Below are 24,917 nucleotides of genomic sequence, written 5' to 3' on the forward strand. Positions count from 1 at the left end.
TCAACGGCCCCCCTGGTAGGCGTCCTGCCAGCGCAGGGCGGGGGCGGCGACGCGGACGATCATGGCGTCCGCCGCCTTGCCCAGCAAGGCGAAGACCAGGATGGCGGCGATGATCTGGTCAGGCTTGCCCAATTGTTGGCCGTCGACCAGCAGATAGCCGATGCCCTCCGACGCGCCCATGTATTCAGCCGCCACCACGAACATCCACCCCAAACCCAGGCCGGTGCGCAGGGCCACCACCAGCGATGGCAGGATGGCGGGCAACAGGATACGCCGCGCCAGGTCCAGGCCCGATAGACGATAGATGCGGCCCACCTCCACCATCTTGCGGTCCACGCCCAGCACCGCAGCCATGACCCCCAGATAGACGGGGAAGAAGACGCCCACGGCGATCAGCGCGATTTTGGACGTTTCGAAAATGCCCAGCCACAGCAGAAACAGCGGCACCCAGGCCAGCGATGGGATGGCGCGCAAGCCCTGCAGCGTCGGATCCACCAGCCGGCGGAAGATGGGGAAATAGCTGGCGGCCACGCCCGACAGGATGCCGGTCGCCCCGCCCAGCGCGAAGCCGGCCCCGACCCGCGCCGCCGTGGCGCCAACATGGGGCCACAACTCGCCCGAACGCGCCAGTTTCCACAGGGTGACGGCGATGCGGCTGGGCGGCGGCAGCAGCCGGCCGCTGGCGAAACCCGCCTGGACCAGGGCCTCCCACACCAAGGCCGCCAGCAGCGGCAGGGCCAGGCCCAAGGCCACCGGGCGCCAATCCACCCGCCACGCGCCGGGCAAGCGGGGGCCGGCCGCGGCGATGGCCAGAACGCCCGTCTCCGGTCCCGCCGCCGTGGCCTCCGCCGTCATGGCGTCAGCCCACGGCGAAGCGGCTGTCGACCAGCTCCGCCGCCACCTTGCGCACGTCCACGCCCACCTCGATCAGGCCGACTTGCTGCATGGCTAGGCCCGAGGCGACAACACTGTCGGCCTGCGCGGGGCGCAGGTGGCCCTGGCTCAGGTCCGTGCGTTGCAGCTGCTTGGCTACCACGGCGTCGGCCAGCTTGGTCTGCGCCACAAGCGACGCGGCCAAGGCGTCGGCATGCGCCTGGGCGAAGGTGCGGGCCTTCTCGTACGCCGCCAGCACCTTCTGCACCAGCACGGGGTTCTCGGCCGCGAACTCCTCCCGCACGTTCAGCGCGCCCCAGCTGTTGAAGGCCGGGTTGCGGTACAGCAGGCGGGCGCTGTTTTCAATTTCCGCCCCCGCCATCAGCGGGTCCAGGCCGGCCCAGGCGTCGACGTCACCGCGCAGCAGGGCCTGCTTGCCGTCCGGGTGCTGCAGCAGCACCAGCTTCACATCGTCCTGGGTCAGACCGGCGCTGGCCAGCGCGCGCACCAGGAAAATATGGGGATCGGTGCCCCGGGTGACGGCGATGCGCTTGCCCTTCAGGTCGGCGATGGTCTTGGCCGGGCTGTCCCCCGGCACCACCAGGGCCGTCCACTCCGGCTTGGAATAGACATAGACGGAGCGGATGGGGTTGCCGCCGATGCGGCCCAGCAAGGCGGCGGCGCTGGCGGTGGACCCGAAATCCAGGCTGCCGGCGTTCAGGAACTCCAGCGCCTTGTTGGACCCCAGCGACTGCACCCAGCGCACGGTGACGCCGTCGGCCTTCAGATCCTCCTCCAGCCACCCCTTGTCTTTCAGCAACAGGCTGACCGGGCTGTAGGTGGCGAAGTCCAGGCGCAGTTCCGTGGTCTTGGCCAGGGCGGGCCGCCCGCGCAGCAGGGGGGCGGCCGCGACAGCCAGGGCCCCGGTCAGCAGGGCGCGTCGGGATGGGCTGTAGGGGGCGGGCATTTTCTTCTTCCTTCTTGTTCGCGTCAGACGGCGGCGAGGACGCGGCGCTCCAACTCCGCCAGGCGCGGATTGCCGGCGGCGCGGGTGCCGCGGGGAATGTCGATGGCTATGTCGGCGGCGACGCGCCCCTCGCGCAGCACCAGCACCCGATCGGCCAGCGCCACGGCCTCCGCCACATCGTGGGTGATGAGAACGGCGGTGAAGCCGTGCTGGCGCCAAACCTTGGTCAGCAGGCGGTGCATGTCCACCCGCGTCAGGGCGTCCAGCGCGCCGAAGGGTTCGTCCAGCAACAGGATGCCCGGCTCCGTCACCAGGGCGCGGGCCAGGGCCACCCGCTGCTTCTGCCCGCCGGAGAGGACATAGGGCCAGTCGCCGGCGCGGTCTGCCAGGCCGACCTCCGCCAGCAGGGCGCGGGCCCGCTCCTTCCAGCCGGGGCCGCGGGCGATGCCGACATTGCTCAGCACCCGCTGCCAGGGCAGCAGGCGGGCGTCCTGGAAGAGCAGGCGCACGTCCGGTTGCAGGCCCCGGCGGGCGGTGCCGGCAATGCGGATGGCGCCGGTGGTGGGGCTGTCCAGCCCGGCGATCAGGCGCATCAGCGTGGTCTTGCCGCCACCGGAGCGGCCGACCACCGCCACGAACTGGCCGGCCGGGATGGTGAGGTCCAGGCCCTTCAGCACGGCAGCGTCGCCGAAAGACTTGGTGATTCCGTCGAAGGCGAGTTCCAGCCCCTTGCCGGCCATTGGCGGCTCATCCGGAATGTCAGGGGTTTCCACCGCGCGCAAGGGCACCATCATGCCGCCTCCAGCCCGGTGCGATAGGCCGGGTTCCAGTCCAGCGCCCGCCGTTCCAGCCAGCGCGAGGCGATGTCGGCCAGCTTGCCCAGCAGGGCATAGACGATGATGCCCAGCAGCACCATGTCGGTTTGCAGGAATTCCCGCGCGTTCATGGTCATGTAGCCGATGCCGGAGGAGGCGGAGATGGTCTCCGCCACGATCAGGGTCAGCCACATGATGCCCAGGGCGTAGCGCAGCCCAACCAGGATGGCGGGCAGGGCGCCGGGCAGGATGACGCGCAGATACAGCGCCACGGGGTTCAGGCCGTAGACCCGCCCCATCTCCACCAGCCCGCGGTCGACCGAGCGGATGCCGTGGAAGGTGTTGAGGTACATGGGGAATAGCACGCCCACGGCCACCAGGAAGACCTTGGCCTGCTCCCCGATGCCGAACCACAGGATGACCATGGGGATGATGGCCAGGTGCGGCACGTTGCGCAGCATCTGCAAGGTGCTGTCCAGGATGTCTTCGGCGATGGGCAGGGCGCCGTTGATCAGGCCCAACGCGAAGCCCAGGCCGCCGCCAATGACCAGGCCCAGCACCGCGCGCTCCGCGCTGATGCCCACATGGTGGGGCAGGCTGCCGTCTTTCAGCGCCGCCCAGAAGGCGACAGCGATGTCGCTGGGCGCCGGCAGCACCCGAGCCGACAGCCAGCCGGCCTTGGCCGCCACCTCCCACCCCAGCAACAGGGCCAGGGGCAGCAGCCAGGGCACGACGCCCCGGCGCAGGGCGCCCGTCCCCTTACTCATGACGCCGACGCCTGACGCAAGGTCTCGGTATCCTTGGCGGCGGGCGGCAGGGTGTTGGCGATGCGCTCACCGAAGGGGCCGTGGTTGGTGGCCTCGCCCTTATCCCGGCCGGTGCCCGCCGCCAGCGGCAGGCGGGGGAAGACCAGTTCGGCGAAGCGGTAGGCCTCTTCCAAATGCGGGTAGCCCGACAGGATGAAGCTGTCGATACCCACCGCCATGTATTCCTTCATGCGCTGGGCCACCGTCTCGGGATCGCCCACCAGGGCGGTGCCAGCACCGCCGCGCACCAGCCCGACGCCGGCCCACAGGTTGGGGCTGACCTCCAGCTTGTCGCGCCGGCCGCCGTGCAGCGCCTGCATGCGGGCCTGGCCCACGCTGTCCATGCGGGCGAAGGTCTTCTGCGCCTGGGCGATGGTGGCGTCGTCCACGTACTGGATCAGCTGGTCGGCGGCGGCCCAGGCGGCCTCGTTGGTCTCGCGCACGATGACGTGCAGGCGGATGCCGAAGGTCACCTTGCGGCCCTTGGCGGCCGCGGCGGCGCGCACCGCCGCCACCTTCTCCGCCACCTGGGCCGGCGGCTCACCCCAGGTCAGATACTTGTCCACCGTCTCCGCCGCCACGTCGATGGCGTCGGGCGAGGAGCCGCCGAAGTACAGCGGCGGATAAGGCCGCTGCTGCGAGGGGAAGAACAGGCGTCCATCCTCGATGCGGATGTGCTTGCCCTCGTAATGCACGGTCTCGCCCGCCACCAGGCGGGTCCAGACCGACAGGAACTCCCGCGTCACCTCATAGCGCTCGGCATGCGACAGGAAGATGCCGTCGCCGGCGTTCTCCACCGGGTCGCCGCCCGTGACGATGTTGATCAGCAGCCGGCCGTTGGATACCCGGTCCAGCGTCGCCGCCATGCGGGCCGACACGGTGGGCGATTGTAGGCCCGGCCGGATGGCCACCAGATAGCGCAGCCGTTCCGTCAGCGGCGCCAGGGCCGAGGCGATGACCCAGCTGTCCTCGCAGCTGCGCCCGGTGGGCAGCAGCACGCCGTAGTAGCCCAGGCTGTCCGCCGCCTGCGCGATCTGCTTCAGGTAATCGAAGCTGACGGCGCGGGCGCCGTGGGTCGTGCCCAGGTAGCGGCCGTCGCCATGGGTGGGGATGAACCAGAAGACGTTGGCTTCGGTCACGGGTTCAGGGGCGAGGGAGATATTCTGGCTCATGATTTCGATCCGGGCAGGGCGTCGGAAACAGTGATGTGCTTGGGGATCAGGCCCAGCTGGTGGAAGGTGTCTGCGATCTTCTGCTGGGCCGCGATCACCTCGGGCGTGATGGGCTGGACGCCGTAGCCCATACGGGCCAGCGCCGTTTCCAGCACGGGGGCGGGGATGCCGACCTGCGGGCTGAGGCGCTGGGCCACGGCCTTCTGATCGCCGCGTGAGGCCGCGTCGATATCCTTCAGCGCCGCCAGGATGGTCTGCACCACCTGCGGCCGCGTCTCGTTGAAGCCGCGTTCGGCCAGGTAGAACTGGTGGTTGGCCACCAGGTTGCTGCCGTCGGCGCGCACGCCGTCCACCAGAACGCGGGCCTGGGTGGCGGCGGCCGCGGCGGCGTAGTAGGGGTCCCAGATGACCCAGGCGTCGACGCTGCCCTGCTCGAACGCGGCACGGGCGTCGGCCGGGGCCAGGTATGTGGGTTGGATGTCCCCATAGCCGAGGCCCGCTTCCTCAAGCGCCTTCACCAGCAGGTAATGGACGTTGGAGCCCTTGTTCAGCGCCACCTTCTTGCCCTTCAGATCCGCCACGCTCTTCAGCGGGCTGTCCTTGGGCACCAGGATGGCCTCCCCCTTGGGCGCCGGCGGTTCCACGCCGACATAGACGATGGGGGCGCCGGCCGCCTGGGCGAAGATGGGCGGCGCCTCACCGGTGATGCCGAAGTCCAGGGCGCCGACGTTCAGCGCCTCCAGCAACTGCGGGCCGCCAGGGAACTCCCGCCATTCCACGGCGATACCCTGCGCTTTCAACTGTTCGTCCAGCTTGCCGCTTTCTTTCAGCAGCAGCAGCGTGCCGTATTTCTGATAGCCGATGCGCACCGGCTTCTCCGCCGCGCGGGCGGCACCCGCCCCGACACCGAGGATGAGGGCCGTGGCCAAGGCCAGGCGGCAAAGGGCGGAAAAGGCTTTACCCATCACTGTCTCCCGCAGGTCGCCCGGCCGACACGCCGGCTATTTACGCCGTGTTTGTGGAAAATATCGGCGACGCTATGTGATTTTTCGCTTAGAGCCGATGCTAAATTACCGTCAATCACAGTGTCAATGCGTTATTATAACGATAATTCAATGTGAAATTTAAGCACGCTCATGGAAGGTCCGGCAGCCTGTTGACAGAAGCGCCGGCGCGAGGAAGGATGGCGCCATGGTCACGACGCTTCCCCTCTGCCGCAAATATTACGCGCCCTCCTCATAGGAGCGGCGTTGTTCGACCATGTTGAAACGATGCCGCCGCCAGGGCGGCAGTCGTTTTCATATAGAAGCGGTCTCCTTGGTGGCGGTCCCACTCCTGGAGACCGATCTTATGGATAGCCTTCCCCGACATCAGCCGCGTTCCGACGCCCTGCGGACCCTGCAGGCGCGCGGCTACCTGCACCAGTGCACCAATCTCGATGGCCTCGACGCTGCTTTCGTGGCGGGGGTGGTGCCGGTCTACATCGGGTTCGACGCCACGGCCGACAGCCTGCATGTCGGCCACCTGCTGCCCATCATGACCCTGCGCCGTCTGCAGCGCTTGGGGCACAAGCCCATCGTGCTGATCGGTGGCGGCACCACGCGGGTGGGCGATCCCAGTTTTCGCGCCACCGAGCGGCCGTTGCTGAGCGACGATCAGATCGCCGCCAACATCCAGGGCATCCGCCGGGTGTTCGAACGCTTCCTGACCTTCGGGTCCGGACCCATCGACGCGCTCCTGGTCAACAATGCCGATTGGCTGGACCGCCTGGGCTATATCGACCTGCTGCGCGACATCGGCCGCCACTTCTCCGTCAACCGCATGCTGTCCTTCGACAGCGTGAAGGCGCGGCTGGAGCGGCAGGACCCGATGAGCTTCCTGGAATTCAACTACATGATCCTCCAGGCTTTCGACTTCCTGGAACTGCACCGTCGCGCCGGCTGCCTGGCGCAGATGGGCGGGTCGGACCAGTGGGGCAATATCGTCAACGGCATCGACCTGGTGCGCCGGATCGAGGGGCGGGAAGTGTTCGGCCTGACCACGCCGCTGCTGACCACCGCGTCCGGCACCAAGATGGGCAAGACCGCCGGTGGCGCGGTCTGGCTGAACGCCGACCGGCTGTCGCCCTACGACTACTGGCAGTTCTGGCGCAATACCGAGGATGCGGACGTCGGCCGCTTCCTGCGCCTGTTCACCGACCTGCCCCTGGAGCGCATCGCCGCGCTGGAAGCCTTGGCGGGCGCGGAGATCAACCAGGCCAAGCAGGCGCTGGCCGACGCCGCCACCACACTGGCCCATGGATCCGATGCGGCGCAGGCCGCCGGCGCCACCGCCCGCCAGGCCTTCGCCGGCACGGTGGCCGAGGGACTGCCCGAGGTGGCGCTGACGGATGATGAGACGCGGGACGGCGCCGCGATCGTCGACCTGCTGGTGCGCGGCGGGCTGGCGACCTCGAAAGGGAAGGCAAGGCGGCTCATCGCCGGTGGCGGCGTGCGGGTGGACGGCGAGGTGGTGACGTCCCCGGACGCCCGGCTGTCCGGACCGGTCCGCCTGTCCGTGGGCCGCAAGCGCCACCTGCAGGTGCATAGCACCTGAGAGGGCGGTGGGCGTCAAGGCGATCCCTTGCGCCCACCGTTGCCCTTGGGCACAGTTCAGGCGGGGAATGCAGGCGGGGGCATCATGGGCAAGCGGGCGATCATCATCATCCTGGCGACGTTGATCGGGGCGACGTCCGCCTATGCGGCCGAGACGTCGCCAGTACCCGGTCTTACCGCGGGCGACTGCCAGGATCCGTCCTCGGCGTCGGTGCAGGCGCTATGCGTCGATCCGGGCTTGCACAGCCTGCTGGAGGGGGTGCGTGACGTGCCCTATGTCCGCCTCGGGCGTGATTGGACGATGGACCGGGCCCTGTTCCAGCAATGCGATGCCACCTTGGACGCCCGTGCGTGCCTGGAGCGGGAATACCGGGTCAAGATCAAGGCGGTACATGCGGAATCGGCCAAGCGGGCATCGGCTTACGCGCCTGATGGCAACACGGCCGACGCCAAGGCTCTGCTGGCCCGCATGACCGGCGTCTATAAGCGTAGCGCCAAAGGCCAAGACGCCGACGACGTGTTCGAATTGGTGGCCGTGGCGGATGCGGCAGCCTATCTGCGCATGAGCTTGCCGTCTTCCCATGGACGCAGCTGCGCCATCGCCGGCATCGCGGAATACAAGAAGATCGGTAGTTTCGTCTTTCAGGACCCCGACCATCGGAACCAGTGCCTGCTGACCGTGTCGCTGGTTGGGGACGAGGTGGGGTTCAGCGACCCCAACGGCAATTGCCAGAAGTTCTGTGATGCCGGCGGCAGCCTGACGGAGGAGACCTTCACCCTGAAGCAGAAAAAGAAAATCCGCTATCTGCCCGCCCTGCGGAAATCCACGGAATATCAGCAAGCCATGCAGGACTATGCCGCGCGCCACGGCGGGGTGGCCACGGCGAAGCCCACCCCCTGATCCGCTGTTGCCGCATAAAATTTGCCGACGCGGGAGGTTCTGGCGGTACAACGCAAAAACATTCCGGCCACGCGCGATATCATTATCCCCGATAACAGAGGGCCTGCGGCAGGGGGACTAAAATGACCGGGATTCGAGTTGGGCGGAAACTGGGGGGCCTGGTGGCCGCGCTGATGCTGGCCACGGCGACGCCGGCTCTTACCAATGCGGCGGCGGCCAATGCGGCGGCGGCCGAGGCGCCGGTGGTCACGCGCCATACCACCATTCTGAACGGTCACAAACTAGCCTACACCGCGACGGTCGAGGGCATCGACGTTGCCGACGCCGCCGGCAAGCCGGGCGCCCACCTCGTCAGCTTCGCCTACACCGCCGATGGCATGAAGGACCCGGCCAAGCGGCCGGTGATGTTCGTCTTCAACGGCGGGCCCATCACCGCTTCCCTCTGGCTGCACCTGGGCGTCATGGGGCCGAAGCGCGTCGCCGTGCCGGACGACCTGAAGGCCGACCCCGCGACCTACACGCTGGCCGACAATCCCTATTCGCCGCTGGACGCCACCGACCTGGTGTTCATCGATCCGGCCTCCACCGGCTTCAGCCACGCGCTGCCCGGCGTCGATCCCAAGAGCTATTTCTCCGTGAAGGCGGACGGCCAACAGGTCACCGCCTTCATCGCCGCCTGGCTGGCGCAGCATCACCGCCTGGGTTCCCCCGTCTATTTGCTGGGTGAAAGCTACGGCACCATGCGCGCGGCGGAGGTGGCGGGCCAACTGGCCGAACTGCCCAAGCCCATCCCGCTGGACGGCGTGGCTCTGATGGGGCAGGCGGTCAACATCATCGAATATGTCCAGCGGCCGCAGAACATCATGAGCTACGTGGTGTCGCTGCCCACCCTGGCGGCGTTGGGCTGGTATCACCAGAAGGTGGACCGCCACGGCCTGTCGCTGGAGGCCTTCGTGGAGGAGGCGCGACGCTATGCCCAGAGCGACTACATGCCCGCCCTGTACCAGGGCAGCGAGTTGCCGGCGGCCGATCGTGACCGCGTGGCCCAGCGCCTGGCGGACCTGACGGGCATCCCCGCCGCCTACTACCGCGAACACGGCCTGCGCATATCCAAGGAGCAGTACCGGGGCGAATTGCTGAAGGACCAGGGTTTGCTGCTGGGGCGCGCCGACGGCCGCTACACGGCCCCCATGACCGACAAGGGCATCGCCCCCGACCCGTTCAGCGTCGTCATGGGGCCGTTCTCCCGCCTGTTCAGGGACTATCTCCGCCAGGATCTGAAGGTCGAGTGGACGGAGCCCTATGTGGAAATGGCGGAGGTGGACGGCCTGGACGATTGGGGATGGGGCTTCGCGTCGCCCTTTTCCAACTGGGCGTACAGTGACCGCTTGCTGAAGGCGATGAAGGCCAGTCCCAAGCTTCAGCTGCTGATCGGCAACGGCTATTACGATACCCAGACCACGGTGGGGGCGGCGGAGTTGTTGGCCCGCCAGGGAGGGTGGCCGGAAGGGCGCGTGCATTTGGCCTTCTATGAGGGCGGGCACATGGCCTATTCGGTGGAGAGCGCCGCCCGGAAGTTCGGCGACGATATTCGCGCCTTCGTCCAGCACGTGCCCTGATATCCCCGCCTGACGGTATTCGCGATAACGCCCGCAAGCGCCGTGCTTGCGGGCGTTATCGATTCAGCGCGACGGCCCACACGAGTGGGGCAGGTGGTTGATCCGGCCCCTATCGCGGACCGGATATGCGAATGATTATCATTGACTGAACTAACGCTTTTCGCGAACTCTGGCGCCCTTACCCACATGGGGGAGCAATCCCCCCACACCGGCTATGCCAGGTGTGGGCGGGAGGGGACACTGGGGTCCCGGCATGCCTATAAAACGCGAGTGATACTCATTTGCGTTTGTGGGCCTGCCGGAGGGCTTGCGCATATTGGGGGAAGAAGCAGTGAAGAAGATTGGAAGTCCGGCGCGGTGGTGCGGCGCCTATCTCATGGGAACGGCCGCGTTCTGGGGCGTGTTGCCCGCCCTGGCCGTTCCGGCGGCGGCGTCCGACAGGGCGGCACCTGACGGGATCGGGTCGGACAGCGACGATGCCACCACTACGGTGATCGTGACGGCGGACCGGGAGAAGGACAGGACCGTCACCGCCAAGCTGCCCATGACGCCGCACGAACTGCCGCAGTCGCTGTCCGTCCTGGGGGCGGAGCAGTTGCAGGAGCAGAAGCTGGTCACCCTGGATGACGCGCTGCGCCAGACCCCGGGCGTGATCGTGGAGCCTATCGACGGCAACCGCGTGAATTTCTATTCGCGCGGGTTCGAGATCACCAACCTGCAGTTCGACGGCATCCCCACCACCATGGATGACCGCATCTTCGCGCCGCCCGACCTGGTGGTCTTCGACAAGGTCGAGGTGCTGAAGGGCCCCGCCGGCCTGCTGTCCGGCTTCGGCGGCCCGGGCGGCGCCATCAACCTGGTGCGCAAGGTGCCGCTCAGCACCACGGCGGGCTACGCCAACCTGACCGTCGGGTCGTGGGACGACTATCGCCTGGAAGGGGATTTCACCGGTCCCCTGAATGACAGCGGCACGGTCCGCGGTCGCCTGGTCGGCACCTTCCAGGAACGGGACACCTTCCAGGACTGGACGCACCAGAAGCGCCTGCTGGGCTATGGCACGGTGGGCGCCGACCTGACGCCCGACACCACCGCCACCGTGGGCGTCTACCGGCAGGAGAACGACTACACGGGCGCCTGGAACCTGCCCGGCCGGGTCAATGTCGTGGGCGGCAAGTATGTGCTGAGCCTGCTTGACGTGCCGCGCTCCACCTCTTTGGGGGAGAAGTGGAACGAGGATCAGTTCACCACCACCGGCGCCTTCGCCAATGTGGAGCATCGCTTCGGTAACGGCTGGCACGTCAATCTGGGCACGCAGTACCTGGACAACGTGATGGACCGGGTCATGGCCTATGCCTACGCGCCGGTATACGCGGGCCAGAACACTACCACCCTGTACGCCCAGAAGGTGCGCTACGACCAGTCGCAGGCCGGGACCGACATTTCCGCCTCCGGCCCCTTCACCCTGTTCGGCCAGGTGCATGAGGCGGTGGTTGGCGCCAGCTATGAGCGGACGGAGTTCCGCGCCCGGTCGGCCAACGGCTATGACGCCAACGGCGACATCTGGTCCGCCACCGTCAATGTCAACGCCCCCTTGGCGACGGCGGCGGAGCCGGTGTGGGCCGCCTGGCAGCGCGACAACACCACCCTGACCCAGACCTACAGCACCTATGGGGCGGTGCGGTTGCGTCTGCTGGACCCGTTGCGCCTGATCGCCGGCGCGCGCGCCACCTGGTGGGACACGGCGGTCAGCACCGCGATCCCCGCCAACACGGCGCGCAGCACGGCCTCCATCAATGGCAAGGTCACGCCCAACGCCGGCCTCGTCTACGAGCTTGATCCGGCGGTGGCGCTGTACACCAGCGTCACCCAGGTGTTTCAGCCCCAAGACTACACCGACGCCAGCGGCAAGGTGCTGAAGCCCTTGCAGGGATTGCAGTACGAGGTCGGTACCAAGGTGGATTTCCTCAATGGCCGACTGCATGGCGGCCTGGCCTTGTTCCATGTGGACGAGGAAAACCGCGCCCAGGCCGACGCGCGCTATCCCAACGAGTCCTTCTACCTGGCCCAGGGCAAGGCGCGGAGCCAGGGCCTGGAACTGGACCTGGCCGGCGAGGTGCTGCCCGGCTGGACCGTTTCCGCCGGCTACGCCTACACCTTCGCGGAAAACCTGGACAACAGCGAGACCGACAGCAGCGCCTTCAGCGCCATCGCGCCCAAGCATTCCTTGAAGCTGTGGACCAACTACCGCCTGCCGGAAAGCCTGGACAAGCGCTGGACCATCGGCGGCGGCGCCACGGTGCAGTCGGCCATGTCCAACACCTTCCCCACGCTGGGCAATGCGGTGCTGACCCAGGGCGGTTACGCCGTGTTCGACGCCCGCGTCGGCTTCGACGTGACCGAGAAGGTCAGTGTCGCCGCCAATGTGAAGAACCTGTTCGACCGCACCTACTATCAGCGCATCGGCACGCCGCAGTCCGGCAACATCTATGGTGAGCCCCGATCCGTGCTGGTGACCCTGCAGGCCAAGCTGTGACGGGGCGGCGCGGCGGCGACCGCCGCCGTGCCCCTCATCAAGCCGTGCCCCTGTTCCCGGGAACGGCGACGCGGGCAGGGCGGGGAATATCTTAACCGCGATTGGTCCAATGGCCGCATAGGAATACCGGCTTTCAGCCGTCCCCCCGCACCAGAGTTGCGCGCCGCCCCCTGTGAACGCCCATCGCTACCCCCGTGGCCGACGCCGTATGGCAGAAAATTTCCGCAGCGCACCCAGGGGGGATAAAATTTTCTCCCAAGCCGTTCCCCGGGGCGCAATTTGCAAAGAAAAGCCTGCCACTGAAGATATCATAAATTATCTTTTTTGGTCTCGCCGAATAACAAAACCCTACAAGGGTTGGTGGTGGCGGTGGGCGCTCATAAGAACAGGGGGTCGTAATATGAAGGGCACGATTGGTATCCGGGCGTTGCTCGCCTCGACTATTCTTGCAACTTTCTCTTTCTGGTCGCAGCCGGGCCTGGCTGATGGCGCCGCCGCCGACGATGGCCTGGACGATCTGCAGGAAATCGTCGTCACGGCGCAAAAGAAGTCCGAGCGTCTGATGGACGTGCCGGCATCCATCGCCGTGGTCAACACCCAGTCGCTGCTGCAGACCAACAGCACCCAGCTGCGTGACTTCTATGCCCAGGTCCCGGGCCTGAACGTGACGTCCAGCGGCAACGGCCGCACCACCATCGCCATCCGCGGCATCACCACCGGCGGCGGTAACAACCCCACCGTGGGCCTGACCATCGATGACGTTCCCATCGGTTCGGCCACCAGCTCCGGCTTGGGTGACGCGGTCGTGCCGGAAATCGACCCCTCCAGCCTGCAGCAGATCGAAGTGCTGCGCGGCCCTCAGGGCAGCCTGTACGGCGCCAGCTCCATGGGCGGCCTGATCCGCTATGTGACGGCGGCGCCCAGCCTGACGGAGACCTTCGGCCAGGTGGCCGTCAGCGGTTCCACCGTCGCGCATGGCGGCGAGGGCGGCGGCGGCCGGGCCTACATCAACGTGCCCCTGGTCGAGGACAAGCTGGGGCTGCGGGTCAGCGCCTTCGCCCGCATGGACCCAGGCTACATGACCAACGTCAACAGCGGCCAGACGGAAATCAACGTCAACCGCACCGAGGGCGGTCGCGCCACCCTGCTGTGGCAGATCACGCCCAGCGTCAGCTATCAGGCGTCGGCGACCTACCAGCACATGACGGCCGGTGGTTCCTCCAATGAATATGTGACGGTCAACCGCCAGACCCTGTACGGCGACTACACCCAGGCGCCCATCGCCGGTCTCAACACCGGCTATCTTGACATGGGCATCTACAACGGCAACCTGAAGGCGGACCTGGGCTTCGCCAATCTGGTGGCCGTGACCTCCTACAGCCACACGGTCTTCAACGGCCCGCAGGACACCACCGGTACCTTCGGCCGCTACCTGGGGTTTTTCTTCCCGTCCTCGGCGTTGCCGAGCCTGGGGACCGGCATCTACAACTACTACCAGACGAACAAGATCAGCCAGGAAGTCCGCCTGGAATCCCAGCCGGGTGGCATGATCGACTGGATGGTCGGCGGCTTCGCCACCAATGAAGACAATCTGAATCGCCAGAACGTCTACGTAGCCGATAAGTCCAATGGCCAGAACGTCGGCTTTCCCGACCTTTACACCGTGTTCGGCCCGTCGCATTACCGCGAATATGCCGGCTTCGGTTCTGCCACCTATCACTTCGACGATAAGCTGGACTTCACCTTTGGTGGCCGCTACAGCCGCCAGTTCCAGGAGAACGCCAGCGAGGTTGGCGGCGTGTTGCAGGGCGATACCAGCTACAGCGACCTGCATTCCAACACCAGCGTGTTCACCTACTCGCTCGGGCCGCAGTATCACATCAGCCCGAACATGATGGTCTACGGCCGCGTCTCCACGGGATATCGTCCCGGCGGCCCGAACGACGCGCCGGGTGAGCCCGCCGCCTACAACTCCGATACCACCACCAATTATGAGGTGGGCTTCAAGGGGGTTCTGGTCGACCGCCTGCTGACGGTGGACGCCGCCCTGTTCGACATCGAATGGGACGATATCCAGCTGCAGGCGGCGTCACCCACCGGCTTCTCCTACATCCAGAACGGCGGTACCGCCCGGTCGCGGGGCGCGGAGCTGACCCTGACCCTGACGCCGTCCGAAGGCCTGAGCGTGGTGGCCAACCTGGGGTACACCGACGCGACGCTGACCGAGAACATCAAGACCTCCGGCCTCTATGGCCTGAAGGGCCAGCGCTTGCCGTACTCCGCCAAATTCAGCGGCAGCCTGTCGGCCGACCAGAAGTTCCGCATCATGGACGGCTTCACCGGCTTCGTCGGCGGCACCGTGTCCTATATGGGCGACCGCTACAGCGTGTTCCCCACCAAGTCCACGGGCCAGCGCTTCTTCATGCCGTCCTATGCCACGGTGGACGTGCGGGCTGGCGTGACCCACGACGATTGGAACCTGTCGGTCTATGGCAAGAACCTGGGCAGCGAGATCGCCTTCATCTCGGGTGGCCCGCTGGATACCATCACCCGCACGGGCACGTATTCCGCGGCCATCATCCAGCCGCGGACCTTCGGCGTCACGATCAGCAAGGACTTCTAAGGTCCACGCTGAGGGCAGCGCTTAAAGGGCCGGTCCGGGAGTACCGGGCCGGCCCTCCTTATTCCAGGTGGGCGAAGAACAAACGGGGCGTGGGCGATGCGGCATCTGAAAACACTCGGCCTGGCGGCGATGTTGGCCCTATCGGCCGCGCCGGTGGCCCTGGCAGCCCCGGTGGCGGCCCCGGAATTGACTGTCACCCTGAAACCGGCGGCCAGTGACGCCGACGGCACGGTGCCCTTCGTCGATGTGACGGTGGACATTCCCGCCGTCTCGGCTGGCGCCGGCGCCCCCTTGCTGCGCCTGCCGCTGGTCGCCGACAACGTCAGGACTGTGGCCGAGACGCTGTCCAATCTTTCAGCAAGCGACGACGCCGGTCCGCTTGACCTGGTGGTCCAGGATGATGCCGACAAGCCGACCCGGGCCTATCGCCATTGGACGGCGGCACGCGCTGTCCGGGGTACGCTGACCGTCCGCTACCGGGCGCCCGTCACCACATTGGCCAACCCGCGCGGTGCCGCGCCGCCCCTGGAATTGCGTACCGATGGCGGCGGCTTCTCCGGTGCCGCGGAAACCTTCCTCATTGTGCCGGAGGCCGACACGGCCTACCGCCTGGCGATCCGGTGGGACCTATCGGCGTCCGGGGGTGGGGCCGCCGGCGTGTCCAGCCTGGGCACGGGCGATGTCACCTCGCCCGACGCGCTGACGCCCGAGGAACTGGGCGCCACCTACGTCATGGGCGGGGCCGTCCACCGCTATCCCGAGGTGCCACCGCGCCAGGGCTTCTTCTCCGTCTGGCAAGGCAGCCCGCCCTTCGACGGCACGGCCCTGATGCGGTGGACGGAGACGCTGTACCACCACTATCTGGGCTATTTCAAAGCGGAGGGCACGCCCCCCTATGGCGTCTTCTTGCGGCCCAACCTGGTGAATGCCGGCGGTGGGGTGGAACTGAACGGATCCTTTATCGGCACCTTCGACCAGAAGACCGATGAACGGCAGTTCAAGTTCACCTTGGCGCACGAGATGGTGCACACCTTCATAGAGTCCTTGGACAGCCCCCAGGGTCTGCAGTCCTCCTGGTTCAGCGAGGGCATCGCCGTCTACTACCAGAACCGCCTGCCGTTGCGTGCCGGCATGATCACGGGCGACGAGTTCCTGAAGGACCTCAACACGACGGCGGCGCGCTACTACACCAACGTACTCAACACCACGCCCAACAGCGTCATTCCCGAACGCTTCTGGGCCGACACCCGGGTGCGGGTGTTGCCCTACGACCGGGGCGCCCTCTATTTCGCCCTGGTCGATGGCGAGGTGCGGAAGGCCAGCCACGGCCGGCGCTCACTGGATGATCTGGTTCTGGCCATGCTGGACCGCCGCCGCCACGGCCAGCCCATGGATCATGCGGCCTGGGTGGCGACGGTGACCAAGGAACTGGGCCCGCGCGGCAAGGTGGAGTTGGAGGCCATGCTGGGTGGCGCCCTGGTGCTGCCGGACGATGACGCTTTCGGCCCCTGCTTCACCCGTGTCACGGCGCCGTTGCGCCGCTACCAGCTGGGTTTCGATCCGGAGGTGTTGATTGAACCGAAGCGCATCGTCCATGGCCTTATTCCGGGATCGGCCGCGGCGGTGGCGGGGCTGCGCGATGGCGACGAAATCGTCAGGCCGGTGCCGCAGGACGGGATACAGGCGGACCAGAAGGCGACACTGACCCTGCAAGTGAGGCGGGATGGCCAGGTCTTCCCCATCACCTACCTGCCGCGGGGGGAGATGGTGGACGCCTATCAGTGGGCGCGGCGGCCTGGCGCGCCGGCCAGCTGCAGGTAGGGCCGGCGGCGGTCCGGTCAGCTTATGCGCCGGGATAGCGAGTCAACGCATAAACCAACCGACTCTCTGGCGCCACCCCGGGGCATTCGCAAAAAAACGCCCGGCGACTTGAATAGAATTTAGGCATCGCGGGATCGCGCCCCATGTGAGACGCGGTTGACCGCCCGGATAGGAAGTGCGCCTTGAAATCTGCTGGTATGTCCCTTGGCGTCGCGTCCCCCGCCAGCCATGGTGGCGACTTTTTCGCCACCACCCATTACTCCGATTGGGTGCGGGGCTCCCTGCGCGCGATGGCCAGCCGGCCCAACGCCATCGCCCTGTACGACAGCACCATCAGCGAACCGTCGGAACTGCTGGCCGGCCTCGTGGCGACATCCCTGGTGACACGCGCGGACGACGGGGGGCCGCGCCTGAGTTCCCGCTATGTCAGTGTCTTCGCCAATGGCAACCGCTTCCTGGTCGACGCTCTATGCGCCCGGTATGGCGAGACGCCGGACCGCCTGCAGACCACCACCGGGGTCACCGGCGGCCTGCAACTGATCCTGCGTGCCCTGGTCAAGCCCGGGGAACGGGTGCTGGTCGAGAACCCGGGTTTCACGCTGCTGTCCAACCTGGCGCTTGAGGCCGGCGCCGTCGTGGATGGGCTGGATCGGCCGGCGCCCGATTTCAGCATTGATCCCGCGCACCTGGCCGCCCGCCTGACGCCGGACACCCGCCTGGTCATTCTGACCAATCCACATAACCCCACCGGCGTTTTCCTGGATCACGCCACGCTTAAGGCCGTGGCCAAGGCGGCCGATGCCGCGGGCGCCCTGGTGGTGGTGGATGAGGTCTATGGCGATTTCGCCCGCCGGCCGTCCGCCGGCATGGCGGCCAAGCTGGCCCCCAACATCATCAGCCTGGCCAGCCTGACCAAGGTGTTCGGGCTGTTCGCGCTGAAATGCGGCTGGATGGTCGCGGACCCCCAGGTGCTGGCCCGTATCCGCGCCGGTCAGACGGAAGGGGACGCGGGCGTGTCCAAACTGACCCACGCCGTGGCCGCGCACGTGATGGAGAACGCCGACACCTTTGACCGGCATTGGCAGGCGATCATGACCGCCACCACGCCTGTCCTGCATCGCCATGCCAGCGCCATGCAGGCCGAAGGCCTGATCGACGGCGCGGTGCCGGCCGCCGGCTGCCTCTACTTTCCTCGCGTCATCGGGGTGACGGACACCCGGGCCCTGGCCCGGCACCTGTGGAACCAGGTCGACCTGCTGGTGGCGCCGGGTGAGTATTTCGGCCTGGCCGGCCATGTCCGCGTCGGCTACGCCGGCGATGCCGACACGCTGGACCGGGGGCTGACGCGGCTGCACGCTGGCTTGCGGGCCTGGCGGGCGGTGCAGGGACGCTGACAGGGAAACGGGGGAGATGGGGGACATGCGGGCAGGCATACGATACGGCGTCAGCGTCCTGGTCCTGGCCTTGGCCGGCTGCGCCAGCCGGGATAACGCCCCCGCTGCCGATGCCGGCATCGCCCAGCGGATTGAGGTGGCGGGCAAGGCCCTGGTTTACACGGCCGAGGCCGCGACCTTGGACCTGACGGACGCGCAAGGCCAGGTGCGCGGCCATGTCTTCTACATGGCTTACCGCGTGCCGGGGCGGGGCAAGCGCCCTGTCACCTTCCTATGGAACGGGGGACCCGGCGCCAATTCCACCCTGCTGCATTTCGAGGCCTTCGGGCCCAAGCGGCTGGAGGCCGGCGGCCTGGTCGACAACGCCCAGACCCTGCTGGCTGACAGTGACCTGGTGTTCGTCGATCCCGTGGGCACGGGCTTCAGCCGTCCGGCGACGCCGGCCGACGGCGCCCGCTTTTACAGCACCTTGGGGGACATCGCCGCCGTCGCCGATTTCGTCCAGGCCTGGACCCGGCGGCATGGCGATGCCGGCGCCCTGTACCTGGCCGGCGAAAGCTATGGTGTCTGGCGGGCGGGCGGCGTGGCGGAGACGCTGGAGAGGCGGGGGCAGCCGGTCGCGGGCGTCATCCTCATCTCCGGCGGCATTCCTGTCGGCCCCGTGCTGTCCAAGGAACTGACCACCGCCCTGAAGCTGCCCGGCCGCGCGGCGGCGGCCCAGGTGCACGGTCGCCTGCCGGCCAGCCTGGGGGCCGGTGGCCCGCAAGCGGCGGCCGATGCCACGCGCATTTGGGCGGAACAGATCTATGCGCCGGCATTGGCCCGTCTGGGCGAGCTTGACGCCCCGCGAAAGGTGGAACTGGCCCAGGACGTGGCGCGGCACCTGGGGTTGCCTGTGGACCAGGTGGATGGCGCCAGCCTCACCGTCTCCTCCCGCCAATTCCTGAACGGCCTGCTGCCGGGCCGCCGGCTGGACACCTTCGACATGCGCATCAGCACCCCGGCGGGACAAGCGGGCGGGGAGGAGCAGGCCGGTGGCCCAATCATGGTGCACTATCTGCGCGAGACCCTGGGCTATCGCACCGACCTGCCCTATCTCGGCCTGGAAAAGGATACGGATGCGGCGGCCACGCCGGTGGGTGAACAGTGGGACTACAATTCCGGCGACACCTCTCCGGCCGCCTTCGCCGCCGCCATTGCCGCCGCCCGCGCGGGTGAGGGGCCGCCGGGTGCCGAGCCCTGGATCCGCCGCGCCATGGAACTGGACCCGCACCTTCGCGTTTTCGTCGCCGCCGGCCTGTACGACAGCCTGAACAGCTGTTCCGCGAACGAAATGATCAAGGCCAGGCTGGAACCGGGCTTGTCCGCCCGGTTGTCGGTCAATTGCTATGGCGGGGGCCACATGATGTACCGCGACGCTGAGGCACGGGTGCGGCTGAGTGCCGATCTCGGACGCTTCATCGCCCATCAGGCCGACGGCAATCAGCCCTAAGCGGCAATTTTATTCATTGGAACTGGCGGGGCTTCAGCGGCACGGCGGTGGTGTGCTTGGCTTCCGACAGGGTGACGATGGAGCGGATGTCCTGCACGCCCGGCAGCTTCATCAGGCTGCTGAAGATGAACTCCTGATACCATTTGACGTCCGGCGCCACGACCTTCAGCAGGATGTCCATCTCCCCGAATACGGTATAGCACTCAAGGATTTCCGGGATGTTCTCAACACCCCGGAAGAAGGTTTGCCGTTCCTCGTCGGACAGTCGCGCCATCTTCACCTGGGCGAAGATCTGCATGTGGAAGCCCAGCTTCTCACGGTCGACGATGACGACCTGGCCCTTGATATAGCCATCGTCATGCAGGCGCTGGATGCGACGCCAACACGGCGATTGGGAAATTCCAACCTTTTCAGCCAGTTCCGCCGTGGTCAGCGACGCGTCCCGCTGCATCAGCGTCAGGATTTTCATGTCTATGGCGTCTAGTTCGGCAGCCGGCATATCCTATGTCGTCCCCTGTTCAATTCCGCATCGCCCATGGGGGCTTCGGCCCCAGACCGGCATAAATCTACCCAGTTTGACGCCGCGCCGATAGGGCCGCTTTGCATACGGCTTGTGGTGCCCGCGCCGGCCCCGATCACTGGAACTTGCGGGGCTTGAGCGGGATGGCCGTGGTGTTCTTGGCCTCCGATAGGGTGACGATGGAGCGGATATCCTCCACCCCCGGCAGCTTCATCAAGGTCTGGAAGATGAACTCCTGGTACCACTTCACGTCTGGCGCTACGATCTTCAGCAAGGCGTCCATTTCCCCGAAAACGGTATAGCACTCAAGCACTTCCGGGATATTTTGGATTCCCCGGAAGAAGATTTCGCGCTCTTCCTCCGACAGCCGGGCGATCTTCACCTGGGCGAAGATGTGCATGTCGAAACCCAGCTTTTGGCGGTCGACCAGCACCACCTGGGCTTTGATGTAGCCCTCGTCATGCAGGCGCTGAACCCGCCGCCAGCAGGGCGATTGTGAGATCCCGACCCGTTCCGCCAGTTGCGCCGTCGTCAGCGAGGCGTCGCGCTGCATGTGCGTCAGGATCTTGGCGTCGATGGCGTCCAGTTCCACGGTCGCCATGGTCCTTAACCCTTCACCAGCAGGGGCCAGGCGCTGGCCAGGTCCTGGACCACATGGCCCAACGACTTGTACAGCGTCACCTGTTCTGCCGACTGGCGGCCCTGGGCCCGGCCTGCCAGCACCTCACCGATTTCCGCCACGACATGGGAATCCTCCACCAGGCCGGCAGCCTTGGCCCGCAGGAACTCCGCCCCCTGGCGCAGCACATGCTCGCGGCAGTCGGCGATGAAGCGCGACCGGATGACCAGGTCGTGGTCCACCTCCGCCGGGCCGGCGATGCTGGAACCCACGACGTTCACATGGGTGCCCGGCGCCACCCAGGCCCCGTTCAGGATGGGCTCTCGCGCCGCCGTGACGGTGCAGACGATGTCGGCGTCGACCACGGCTTCCTGCACGCTGGTGGCGACACGCACCGTCAGGCCCAATTCATCCGCCAATCGTTTGGCGAAGGCGGCGGCGCGCTCGGCCGAGCGCCCCCAGACGGTGACGCGCGTGAGCTTGCGGACCTTGGCGATCGCCCGCGCATGGGTCAGTGCCTGCTCGCCATAGCCCAGCAGCGCCAGGGTCTTGGCGTCGGGGCGGGCCAGGGCGTCGGTGGCGACGGCGCTGGCCGCCGCCGTGCGGATAGCGGTGACCTCCCCGCCATCCACCACGCCCAGGGGCCTGCCGCTATCGCGATCGAACAGGACGATGACGCCCTGGTGCGAGGGCAGCCCCTTGTCGAAATTGTCCGGGAACACGGCGACCAGCTTGGCGCCGAACGGTCCGGCATTCAGGCCGCCGGGCATGACACCGAACATATGGCCGCCGTCCAGCGGCAGCACGCCCCGGGGCAATTGCCGCGTCTCGCCATCGGACAGGGCCGTCATGGCCTGACGTACGATGGGGATGCAACTGTCGTAATCCAGGCGCGCCGCCACCGCGTGCCCATCGACGACGGGCAGGGTTGGGGCGGTGGGGCGGGGGGCGTTCTCATACAGCCACGCGGCGGCGGCCAGGTCCTGCACGGCGTGGCCCAGCGACTTGTAAACGGTGATCTGCGACGCCGACTGCCGGCCCGGCGCGTCCCCGGCCAGCACCGCGCCGATCTCCGCCGCGATATGGTCGTCACTGATGGCGCCGGCGGCCTTGGCGCGCAGAAACTCCCCGCCATGGGCCAGCACATGCTCGCGATGGTCGACGATGAAACGGCTGCCTGCCACTAGGTCGGTGTCGATCTCCGCCTGGCCCGGCCCGCTGGAGCCCACCACGTTCACGTGGGTCCCCGGGGCGATCCAGGCGCCGCGCAGGATGGGATCGGCGGCGGCGGTGACGGTGCAGACGATGGCGGCACCAGCCACTGTTTCCATCACGCTGCCATAGGCCCGCGTATCGATGCCGGTGGCCGCCTGGATGTCCTGGGCGAAGGCTTGCGCCTTGGCCGCGTCGCGGCCCCAGAGGCGGATGTGCCGCAATCGCCGGACCTTGAGGATGGCGGCGACATGCGCCAGGGCCTGGCGGCCGATGCCAACCAGGGCCAAGGTGTCGGCCTCGGGGTGGGCCAGTACCTCGGTGGCGACGGCGCTGGCGGCCGCTGTGCGGATGGCCGTCACTTCGGCCGCGTCAGCCAAGCAGACGGGGCGGCCGCTGGCGCCATCGAACAGCACCACCAGGCCTTCGTGCGCCTTGCGTCCGTGGCCATCGTTATAGACGCTGACCAGCTTGGCGCCGAAATAGCCGGGGGCGGCGCCACCGACAAAGGTCGCCGGCATGATGGCGAAGGTGCGGCCGGTGCCCAGGCTGATGAAACTGCGCAACTGCTGGCGCACCCGGCCGGTGCTGAGCGCGATCATGGCCTGGCGCACGGCCGGGATCGCGGCCTCATACCCCAGGCTGGCGCCCACGGCGGCGGCATCGAAGATGGCAAGGTCGGACAGCGCGGTGCCCATGTTCTTTTCCCCGAGATCCTGTTCCATGATCACCTTAGGGCGGGCGGCAGGGTTTTTCTTTCCGGAGTGTCGATCCTAGCCGCCAAAGGGGCGGTGGATTTTCCGGAAAAAGATCATCCTGCTGCATCTTTTATGCGCGCGGCATGACAATGGCGGTGGGAAACTTCGCCGGGCGCGCTGATCGGGATCGCCGCGTCCGTCCCCAACCTCCGGAATATCCATGCGTGACGTCTGCAAGGCGCGACTAAAATTTTCCGCGGTCGGTCCAAACGGGCCCAACTTAGCGAAAAATGCCCCCGGCGTTTTCGCTAAGGTTTCATCAGGTCGCCGGCCGACCGACATGACGGGCGCCTTTTCCAAAGAGTGACACGGGATGAGAATGACGCGCAGGGATGTGATGCTGGCCGCCGGCACCGTCACTATGGCTGAAATCATCCCGGCGGCGGTTGGCGCGCAGTCAGCGGCTGCCCCGGCGCAGAAACCCGGCCTGCCGACGCGTTTCCCCGACAAGTCCTCCTTCCTGCCCAGCGACCTGGTGTATCTGGATTCGGGGTCGCAGCACCCTGTGAGCCTGGGCGCCAAGGCCGCCGTCGACACCTATCTGTCCAAGCGCATGCTGGACCCGGCGGCATCCCACTACGATCTGCCGGACGATGGTGTGCGTGAGAAGTTCGCCCGCCTGGTCAATGCCGACGCCGACGACATCGCCTATGTCCAGAGCACCACGGCGGGGGAGCAGATGGTGCTGCGCGGCTTGGGCCTGCCCCAGTCCGCCGGCCATGTCGTCACCGACACGCTGCACTTCTTCGGCTCCCTGCCGCTGTATGAGGAGATGCAGCGCCACGGGGTGGAGGTCAGCTGGGTGCGGCCCAAGGATGGGCGCATCCTGCTGGCGGACATGAAGCAGGCCATTCGCAAGGATACCAAGCTGGTGGCCCTGTCCCTGGTCTCCACCATCAATGGTTTTGAGCATGACCTGAAGGCGGTCTGCGACCTGGCGCACGCCAACGGCGCGCTGGTCTATGCCGACATCATCCACGCCGCCGGCTGCGTGCCGGTGGACCTGAAGGGCTGCGGCGTCGATTTCGCCGCCTGCGCCAGCTACAAATGGCTGATGGGCGATTTCGGCCTGGGCTTCATCTACGCCAGCAAGGCCGCCCGTGCCCATCTGGCCCGCACCGAATACGGCTATTACGGCATCAGCGCCTTCAAGCCCCATATCTATCCTTTCGACCCGCCGGGCGAGATGATCGCCGACTATGCCTACGCCGACACGGCGGAGGGCACGTTCGCCCATGGGACCCACGCCCACACGGTCATCGCGCAACTGGATCATTCCCTGGACTACATCCTGGGCGTGGGCGTACCCGCCATCCAGGCGCACGCCCAGACGCTGGTCGGCCGGCTGAAGCGGGAACTGCCCCAACTGGGCTATACGCTGATGACCCCGCCGGAGGCCACGACGCCCCTGGTGACATGCGCGTACGAGAACGCGCGGGACAAGCTGGGCCCCAAGCTGGCTGCGGCCAAGATCAAGATGACGGTCAGCGGCAACCGCTTCCGCGTCACCCCTTCGGTGTTCAACGACCACACCGATATCGACCGGCTGCTCGCCGCGCTCGGTCATGCCTAAGGTCGTCAGTTGGTTCAGGTGGCCTGGTTTAAAAAAGAGAGTTTTGGCAGTTGGGTCCATTCATAAAAATGCCGGGCAGGGTGGGGCGGTGACATGCCGTTCCACCCGCCGGAACAGGGGACCATTCCCATGCGCATCGCGTCCTTGAGCCTGGTGATCTGTCTGCTGACCGGGCCGGCGTTGGCCCTGACGGCCGCCCCGCCGGGCGGGCCCGCGGAAGGTGGCGACACCGCGCCGCCGACAGTCCAATTCTATCGTCCCGAAACCACCAAGGTGCCTTATTCCCAGGTGGTGCGCGTGGGCGACATCCTCTACGTTTCCGGCCAACTGGGCGTGAACCAGGATGGCAAGGTGGTGGGCGACATCGCCGCCCAGGCCAAGGCGGCGCTGGACAATGTCGACGCCGCCCTGACCCGGGTGGGCAGCGGTATCGGCGCCGTCTTCAAATGTACCGTCATGCTGACCGACATGGCGCAGTGGGCCGCCTTCAATCAGGTCTATGTCAGCTATTTCAAGCCCGACCGCCTGCCGGCCCGCAGCGCCATGGGCGTCAGCGCCCTGCCGCTGGGCTCGGGTATTGAGATCGAGTGCTGGGCCTACGCGCCCAAGTAAGCTCAGCGGTGGT

At 67.0% G+C, this 24,917-nt stretch carries 19 protein-coding genes; 10 read left to right on the forward strand and 9 right to left on the reverse strand.

The window, feature by feature from the left end:
- The 6 genes from FHS74_RS06775 to FHS74_RS06800 are packed head-to-tail and all read right to left on the reverse strand — an operon-like array spanning position 1 to position 5,598.
- Positions 1 to 855: an ABC transporter permease gene (locus FHS74_RS06775; RefSeq protein ID WP_184798777.1), complete on the reverse strand. Its 855-nt coding sequence runs from the start codon at positions 853 to 855 to the stop codon at positions 1 to 3.
- 4 nt (positions 856 to 859) lie between these two features.
- A complete protein-coding gene (locus FHS74_RS06780) occupies positions 860 to 1,840 on the reverse strand; it encodes an aliphatic sulfonate ABC transporter substrate-binding protein (RefSeq protein WP_184798779.1) in 981 nt (326 codons plus the stop codon).
- A gap of 23 nt (positions 1,841 to 1,863) precedes the next feature.
- A complete protein-coding gene (locus tag FHS74_RS06785; RefSeq protein ID WP_246462949.1) occupies positions 1,864 to 2,634 on the reverse strand; it encodes an ATP-binding cassette domain-containing protein in 771 nt (256 codons plus the stop codon).
- Positions 2,631 to 3,422 (reverse strand): aliphatic sulfonate ABC transporter permease SsuC, encoded by a 792-nt coding sequence (gene ssuC / locus FHS74_RS06790; RefSeq protein WP_184798781.1) that lies wholly within the window; start codon positions 3,420 to 3,422, stop codon positions 2,631 to 2,633. Before ssuC ends, FHS74_RS06785 begins: the two co-directional genes overlap by 4 nt.
- Entirely contained in the window at positions 3,419 to 4,633 is a 1,215-nt protein-coding gene (ssuD, locus tag FHS74_RS06795; RefSeq protein WP_184798783.1) for an FMNH2-dependent alkanesulfonate monooxygenase, read from the reverse strand. The genes ssuC and ssuD overlap by 4 nt, the downstream gene beginning before the upstream one ends.
- Positions 4,630 to 5,598, reverse strand: coding sequence for a sulfonate ABC transporter substrate-binding protein (locus FHS74_RS06800; protein ID WP_184798785.1), 969 nt, complete (start codon positions 5,596 to 5,598; stop codon positions 4,630 to 4,632). The genes ssuD and FHS74_RS06800 overlap by 4 nt, the downstream gene beginning before the upstream one ends.
- Positions 5,599 to 5,983: 385 nt before the next feature.
- Between FHS74_RS06800 and tyrS the strand changes: the two genes are divergently transcribed.
- The 8 genes from tyrS (at position 5,984) to FHS74_RS06840 (ending at position 19,610) form a co-directional block, all read left to right on the forward strand.
- A complete protein-coding gene (gene tyrS / locus FHS74_RS06805) occupies positions 5,984 to 7,228 on the forward strand; it encodes a tyrosine--tRNA ligase (RefSeq protein WP_184798787.1) in 1,245 nt (414 codons plus the stop codon).
- An 84-nt stretch (positions 7,229 to 7,312) separates the two neighbouring features.
- On the forward strand, positions 7,313 to 8,128 hold the full coding sequence (locus FHS74_RS06810) for a hypothetical protein (RefSeq protein ID WP_184798789.1): 816 nt from the start codon (positions 7,313 to 7,315) through the stop codon (positions 8,126 to 8,128).
- 122 nt (positions 8,129 to 8,250) lie between these two features.
- Positions 8,251 to 9,747, forward strand: a complete 1,497-nt coding sequence (locus FHS74_RS06815) for a S10 family peptidase (protein WP_246462950.1) — start codon at positions 8,251 to 8,253, stop codon at positions 9,745 to 9,747.
- A gap of 331 nt (positions 9,748 to 10,078) precedes the next feature.
- Positions 10,079 to 12,280 (forward strand): TonB-dependent siderophore receptor, encoded by a 2,202-nt coding sequence (locus tag FHS74_RS06820; RefSeq protein ID WP_184798791.1) that lies wholly within the window; start codon positions 10,079 to 10,081, stop codon positions 12,278 to 12,280.
- A 400-nt stretch (positions 12,281 to 12,680) separates the two neighbouring features.
- Entirely contained in the window at positions 12,681 to 14,903 is a 2,223-nt protein-coding gene (locus FHS74_RS06825) for a TonB-dependent receptor (RefSeq protein WP_184798793.1), read from the forward strand.
- A gap of 96 nt (positions 14,904 to 14,999) precedes the next feature.
- Positions 15,000 to 16,724, forward strand: coding sequence for a M61 family metallopeptidase (locus tag FHS74_RS06830; protein WP_184798794.1), 1,725 nt, complete (start codon positions 15,000 to 15,002; stop codon positions 16,722 to 16,724).
- A 197-nt stretch (positions 16,725 to 16,921) separates the two neighbouring features.
- Positions 16,922 to 18,118, forward strand: coding sequence for a pyridoxal phosphate-dependent aminotransferase (locus tag FHS74_RS06835; protein WP_184798795.1), 1,197 nt, complete (start codon positions 16,922 to 16,924; stop codon positions 18,116 to 18,118).
- A gap of 25 nt (positions 18,119 to 18,143) precedes the next feature.
- A complete protein-coding gene (locus FHS74_RS06840) occupies positions 18,144 to 19,610 on the forward strand; it encodes a S10 family serine carboxypeptidase-like protein (protein ID WP_184798796.1) in 1,467 nt (488 codons plus the stop codon).
- 13 nt (positions 19,611 to 19,623) lie between these two features.
- Here FHS74_RS06840 and FHS74_RS06845 read toward each other — a convergent pair whose 3' ends face one another.
- The 3 genes from FHS74_RS06845 to FHS74_RS30130 all read right to left on the reverse strand — a co-directional run bounded on the left by FHS74_RS06845 (position 19,624) and on the right by FHS74_RS30130 (position 22,686).
- A complete protein-coding gene (locus FHS74_RS06845) occupies positions 19,624 to 20,109 on the reverse strand; it encodes an Lrp/AsnC family transcriptional regulator (RefSeq protein ID WP_184798798.1) in 486 nt (161 codons plus the stop codon).
- Between the two features lie 136 nt (positions 20,110 to 20,245).
- Positions 20,246 to 20,731 (reverse strand): Lrp/AsnC family transcriptional regulator, encoded by a 486-nt coding sequence (locus tag FHS74_RS06850; RefSeq protein ID WP_184798800.1) that lies wholly within the window; start codon positions 20,729 to 20,731, stop codon positions 20,246 to 20,248.
- Between the two features lie 5 nt (positions 20,732 to 20,736).
- The gene (locus FHS74_RS30130; RefSeq protein ID WP_211106150.1) at positions 20,737 to 22,686 is read right to left on the reverse strand and encodes an ornithine cyclodeaminase family protein; all 1,950 of its coding nucleotides are present in this window, start codon (positions 22,684 to 22,686) and stop codon (positions 20,737 to 20,739) included.
- Between the two features lie 352 nt (positions 22,687 to 23,038).
- Here FHS74_RS30130 and FHS74_RS06865 point away from each other — a divergent pair, with 352 nt between their 5' ends.
- Both FHS74_RS06865 and FHS74_RS06870 read left to right on the forward strand, forming a co-directional pair.
- A complete protein-coding gene (locus FHS74_RS06865) occupies positions 23,039 to 24,292 on the forward strand; it encodes an aminotransferase class V-fold PLP-dependent enzyme (RefSeq protein ID WP_211106151.1) in 1,254 nt (417 codons plus the stop codon).
- Positions 24,293 to 24,421: 129 nt separating this feature from the next.
- Positions 24,422 to 24,904 carry a RidA family protein gene (locus tag FHS74_RS06870; protein ID WP_184798805.1) on the forward strand — a complete coding sequence of 161 codons (483 nt, stop codon included), beginning with the start codon at positions 24,422 to 24,424 and terminating at the stop codon, positions 24,902 to 24,904.
- Positions 24,905 to 24,917 lie beyond the last annotated feature (13 nt).

It is taken from the genome of Nitrospirillum iridis (genome assembly GCF_014205765.1).
GTDB classification, from domain to species: Bacteria; Pseudomonadota; Alphaproteobacteria; order Azospirillales; family Azospirillaceae; genus Nitrospirillum; species Nitrospirillum iridis.

Excerpts from the sequence above, each read along its gene's own strand:
- FHS74_RS06775 (WP_184798777.1), bottom strand. The coding sequence starts at position 855 with ATGACGGCGGAGGCCACGGCGGCGGGACCGGAGACGGGCGTTCTGGCC.
- tyrS (WP_184798787.1), top strand. The coding sequence starts at position 5,984 with ATGGATAGCCTTCCCCGACATCAGCCGCGTTCCGACGCCCTGCGGACC.
- FHS74_RS06840 (WP_184798796.1), top strand. The coding sequence starts at position 18,144 with ATGCGGGCAGGCATACGATACGGCGTCAGCGTCCTGGTCCTGGCCTTG.
- FHS74_RS06780 (WP_184798779.1), bottom strand. The coding sequence starts at position 1,840 with ATGCCCGCCCCCTACAGCCCATCCCGACGCGCCCTGCTGACCGGGGCC.
- FHS74_RS06800 (WP_184798785.1), bottom strand. The coding sequence starts at position 5,598 with ATGGGTAAAGCCTTTTCCGCCCTTTGCCGCCTGGCCTTGGCCACGGCC.
- ssuD (WP_184798783.1), bottom strand. The coding sequence starts at position 4,633 with ATGAGCCAGAATATCTCCCTCGCCCCTGAACCCGTGACCGAAGCCAAC.
- FHS74_RS06810 (WP_184798789.1), top strand. The coding sequence starts at position 7,313 with ATGGGCAAGCGGGCGATCATCATCATCCTGGCGACGTTGATCGGGGCG.
- FHS74_RS06830 (WP_184798794.1), top strand. The coding sequence starts at position 15,000 with ATGCGGCATCTGAAAACACTCGGCCTGGCGGCGATGTTGGCCCTATCG.
- FHS74_RS06850 (WP_184798800.1), bottom strand. The coding sequence starts at position 20,731 with ATGGCGACCGTGGAACTGGACGCCATCGACGCCAAGATCCTGACGCAC.
- FHS74_RS06845 (WP_184798798.1), bottom strand. The coding sequence starts at position 20,109 with ATGCCGGCTGCCGAACTAGACGCCATAGACATGAAAATCCTGACGCTG.
- FHS74_RS06825 (WP_184798793.1), top strand. The coding sequence starts at position 12,681 with ATGAAGGGCACGATTGGTATCCGGGCGTTGCTCGCCTCGACTATTCTT.
- FHS74_RS06785 (WP_246462949.1), bottom strand. The coding sequence starts at position 2,634 with ATGATGGTGCCCTTGCGCGCGGTGGAAACCCCTGACATTCCGGATGAG.
- ssuC (WP_184798781.1), bottom strand. The coding sequence starts at position 3,422 with ATGAGTAAGGGGACGGGCGCCCTGCGCCGGGGCGTCGTGCCCTGGCTG.
- FHS74_RS30130 (WP_211106150.1), bottom strand. The coding sequence starts at position 22,686 with ATGGAACAGGATCTCGGGGAAAAGAACATGGGCACCGCGCTGTCCGAC.
- FHS74_RS06870 (WP_184798805.1), top strand. The coding sequence starts at position 24,422 with ATGCGCATCGCGTCCTTGAGCCTGGTGATCTGTCTGCTGACCGGGCCG.
- FHS74_RS06815 (WP_246462950.1), top strand. The coding sequence starts at position 8,251 with ATGACCGGGATTCGAGTTGGGCGGAAACTGGGGGGCCTGGTGGCCGCG.
- FHS74_RS06835 (WP_184798795.1), top strand. The coding sequence starts at position 16,922 with ATGTCCCTTGGCGTCGCGTCCCCCGCCAGCCATGGTGGCGACTTTTTC.
- FHS74_RS06865 (WP_211106151.1), top strand. The coding sequence starts at position 23,039 with ATGACGCGCAGGGATGTGATGCTGGCCGCCGGCACCGTCACTATGGCT.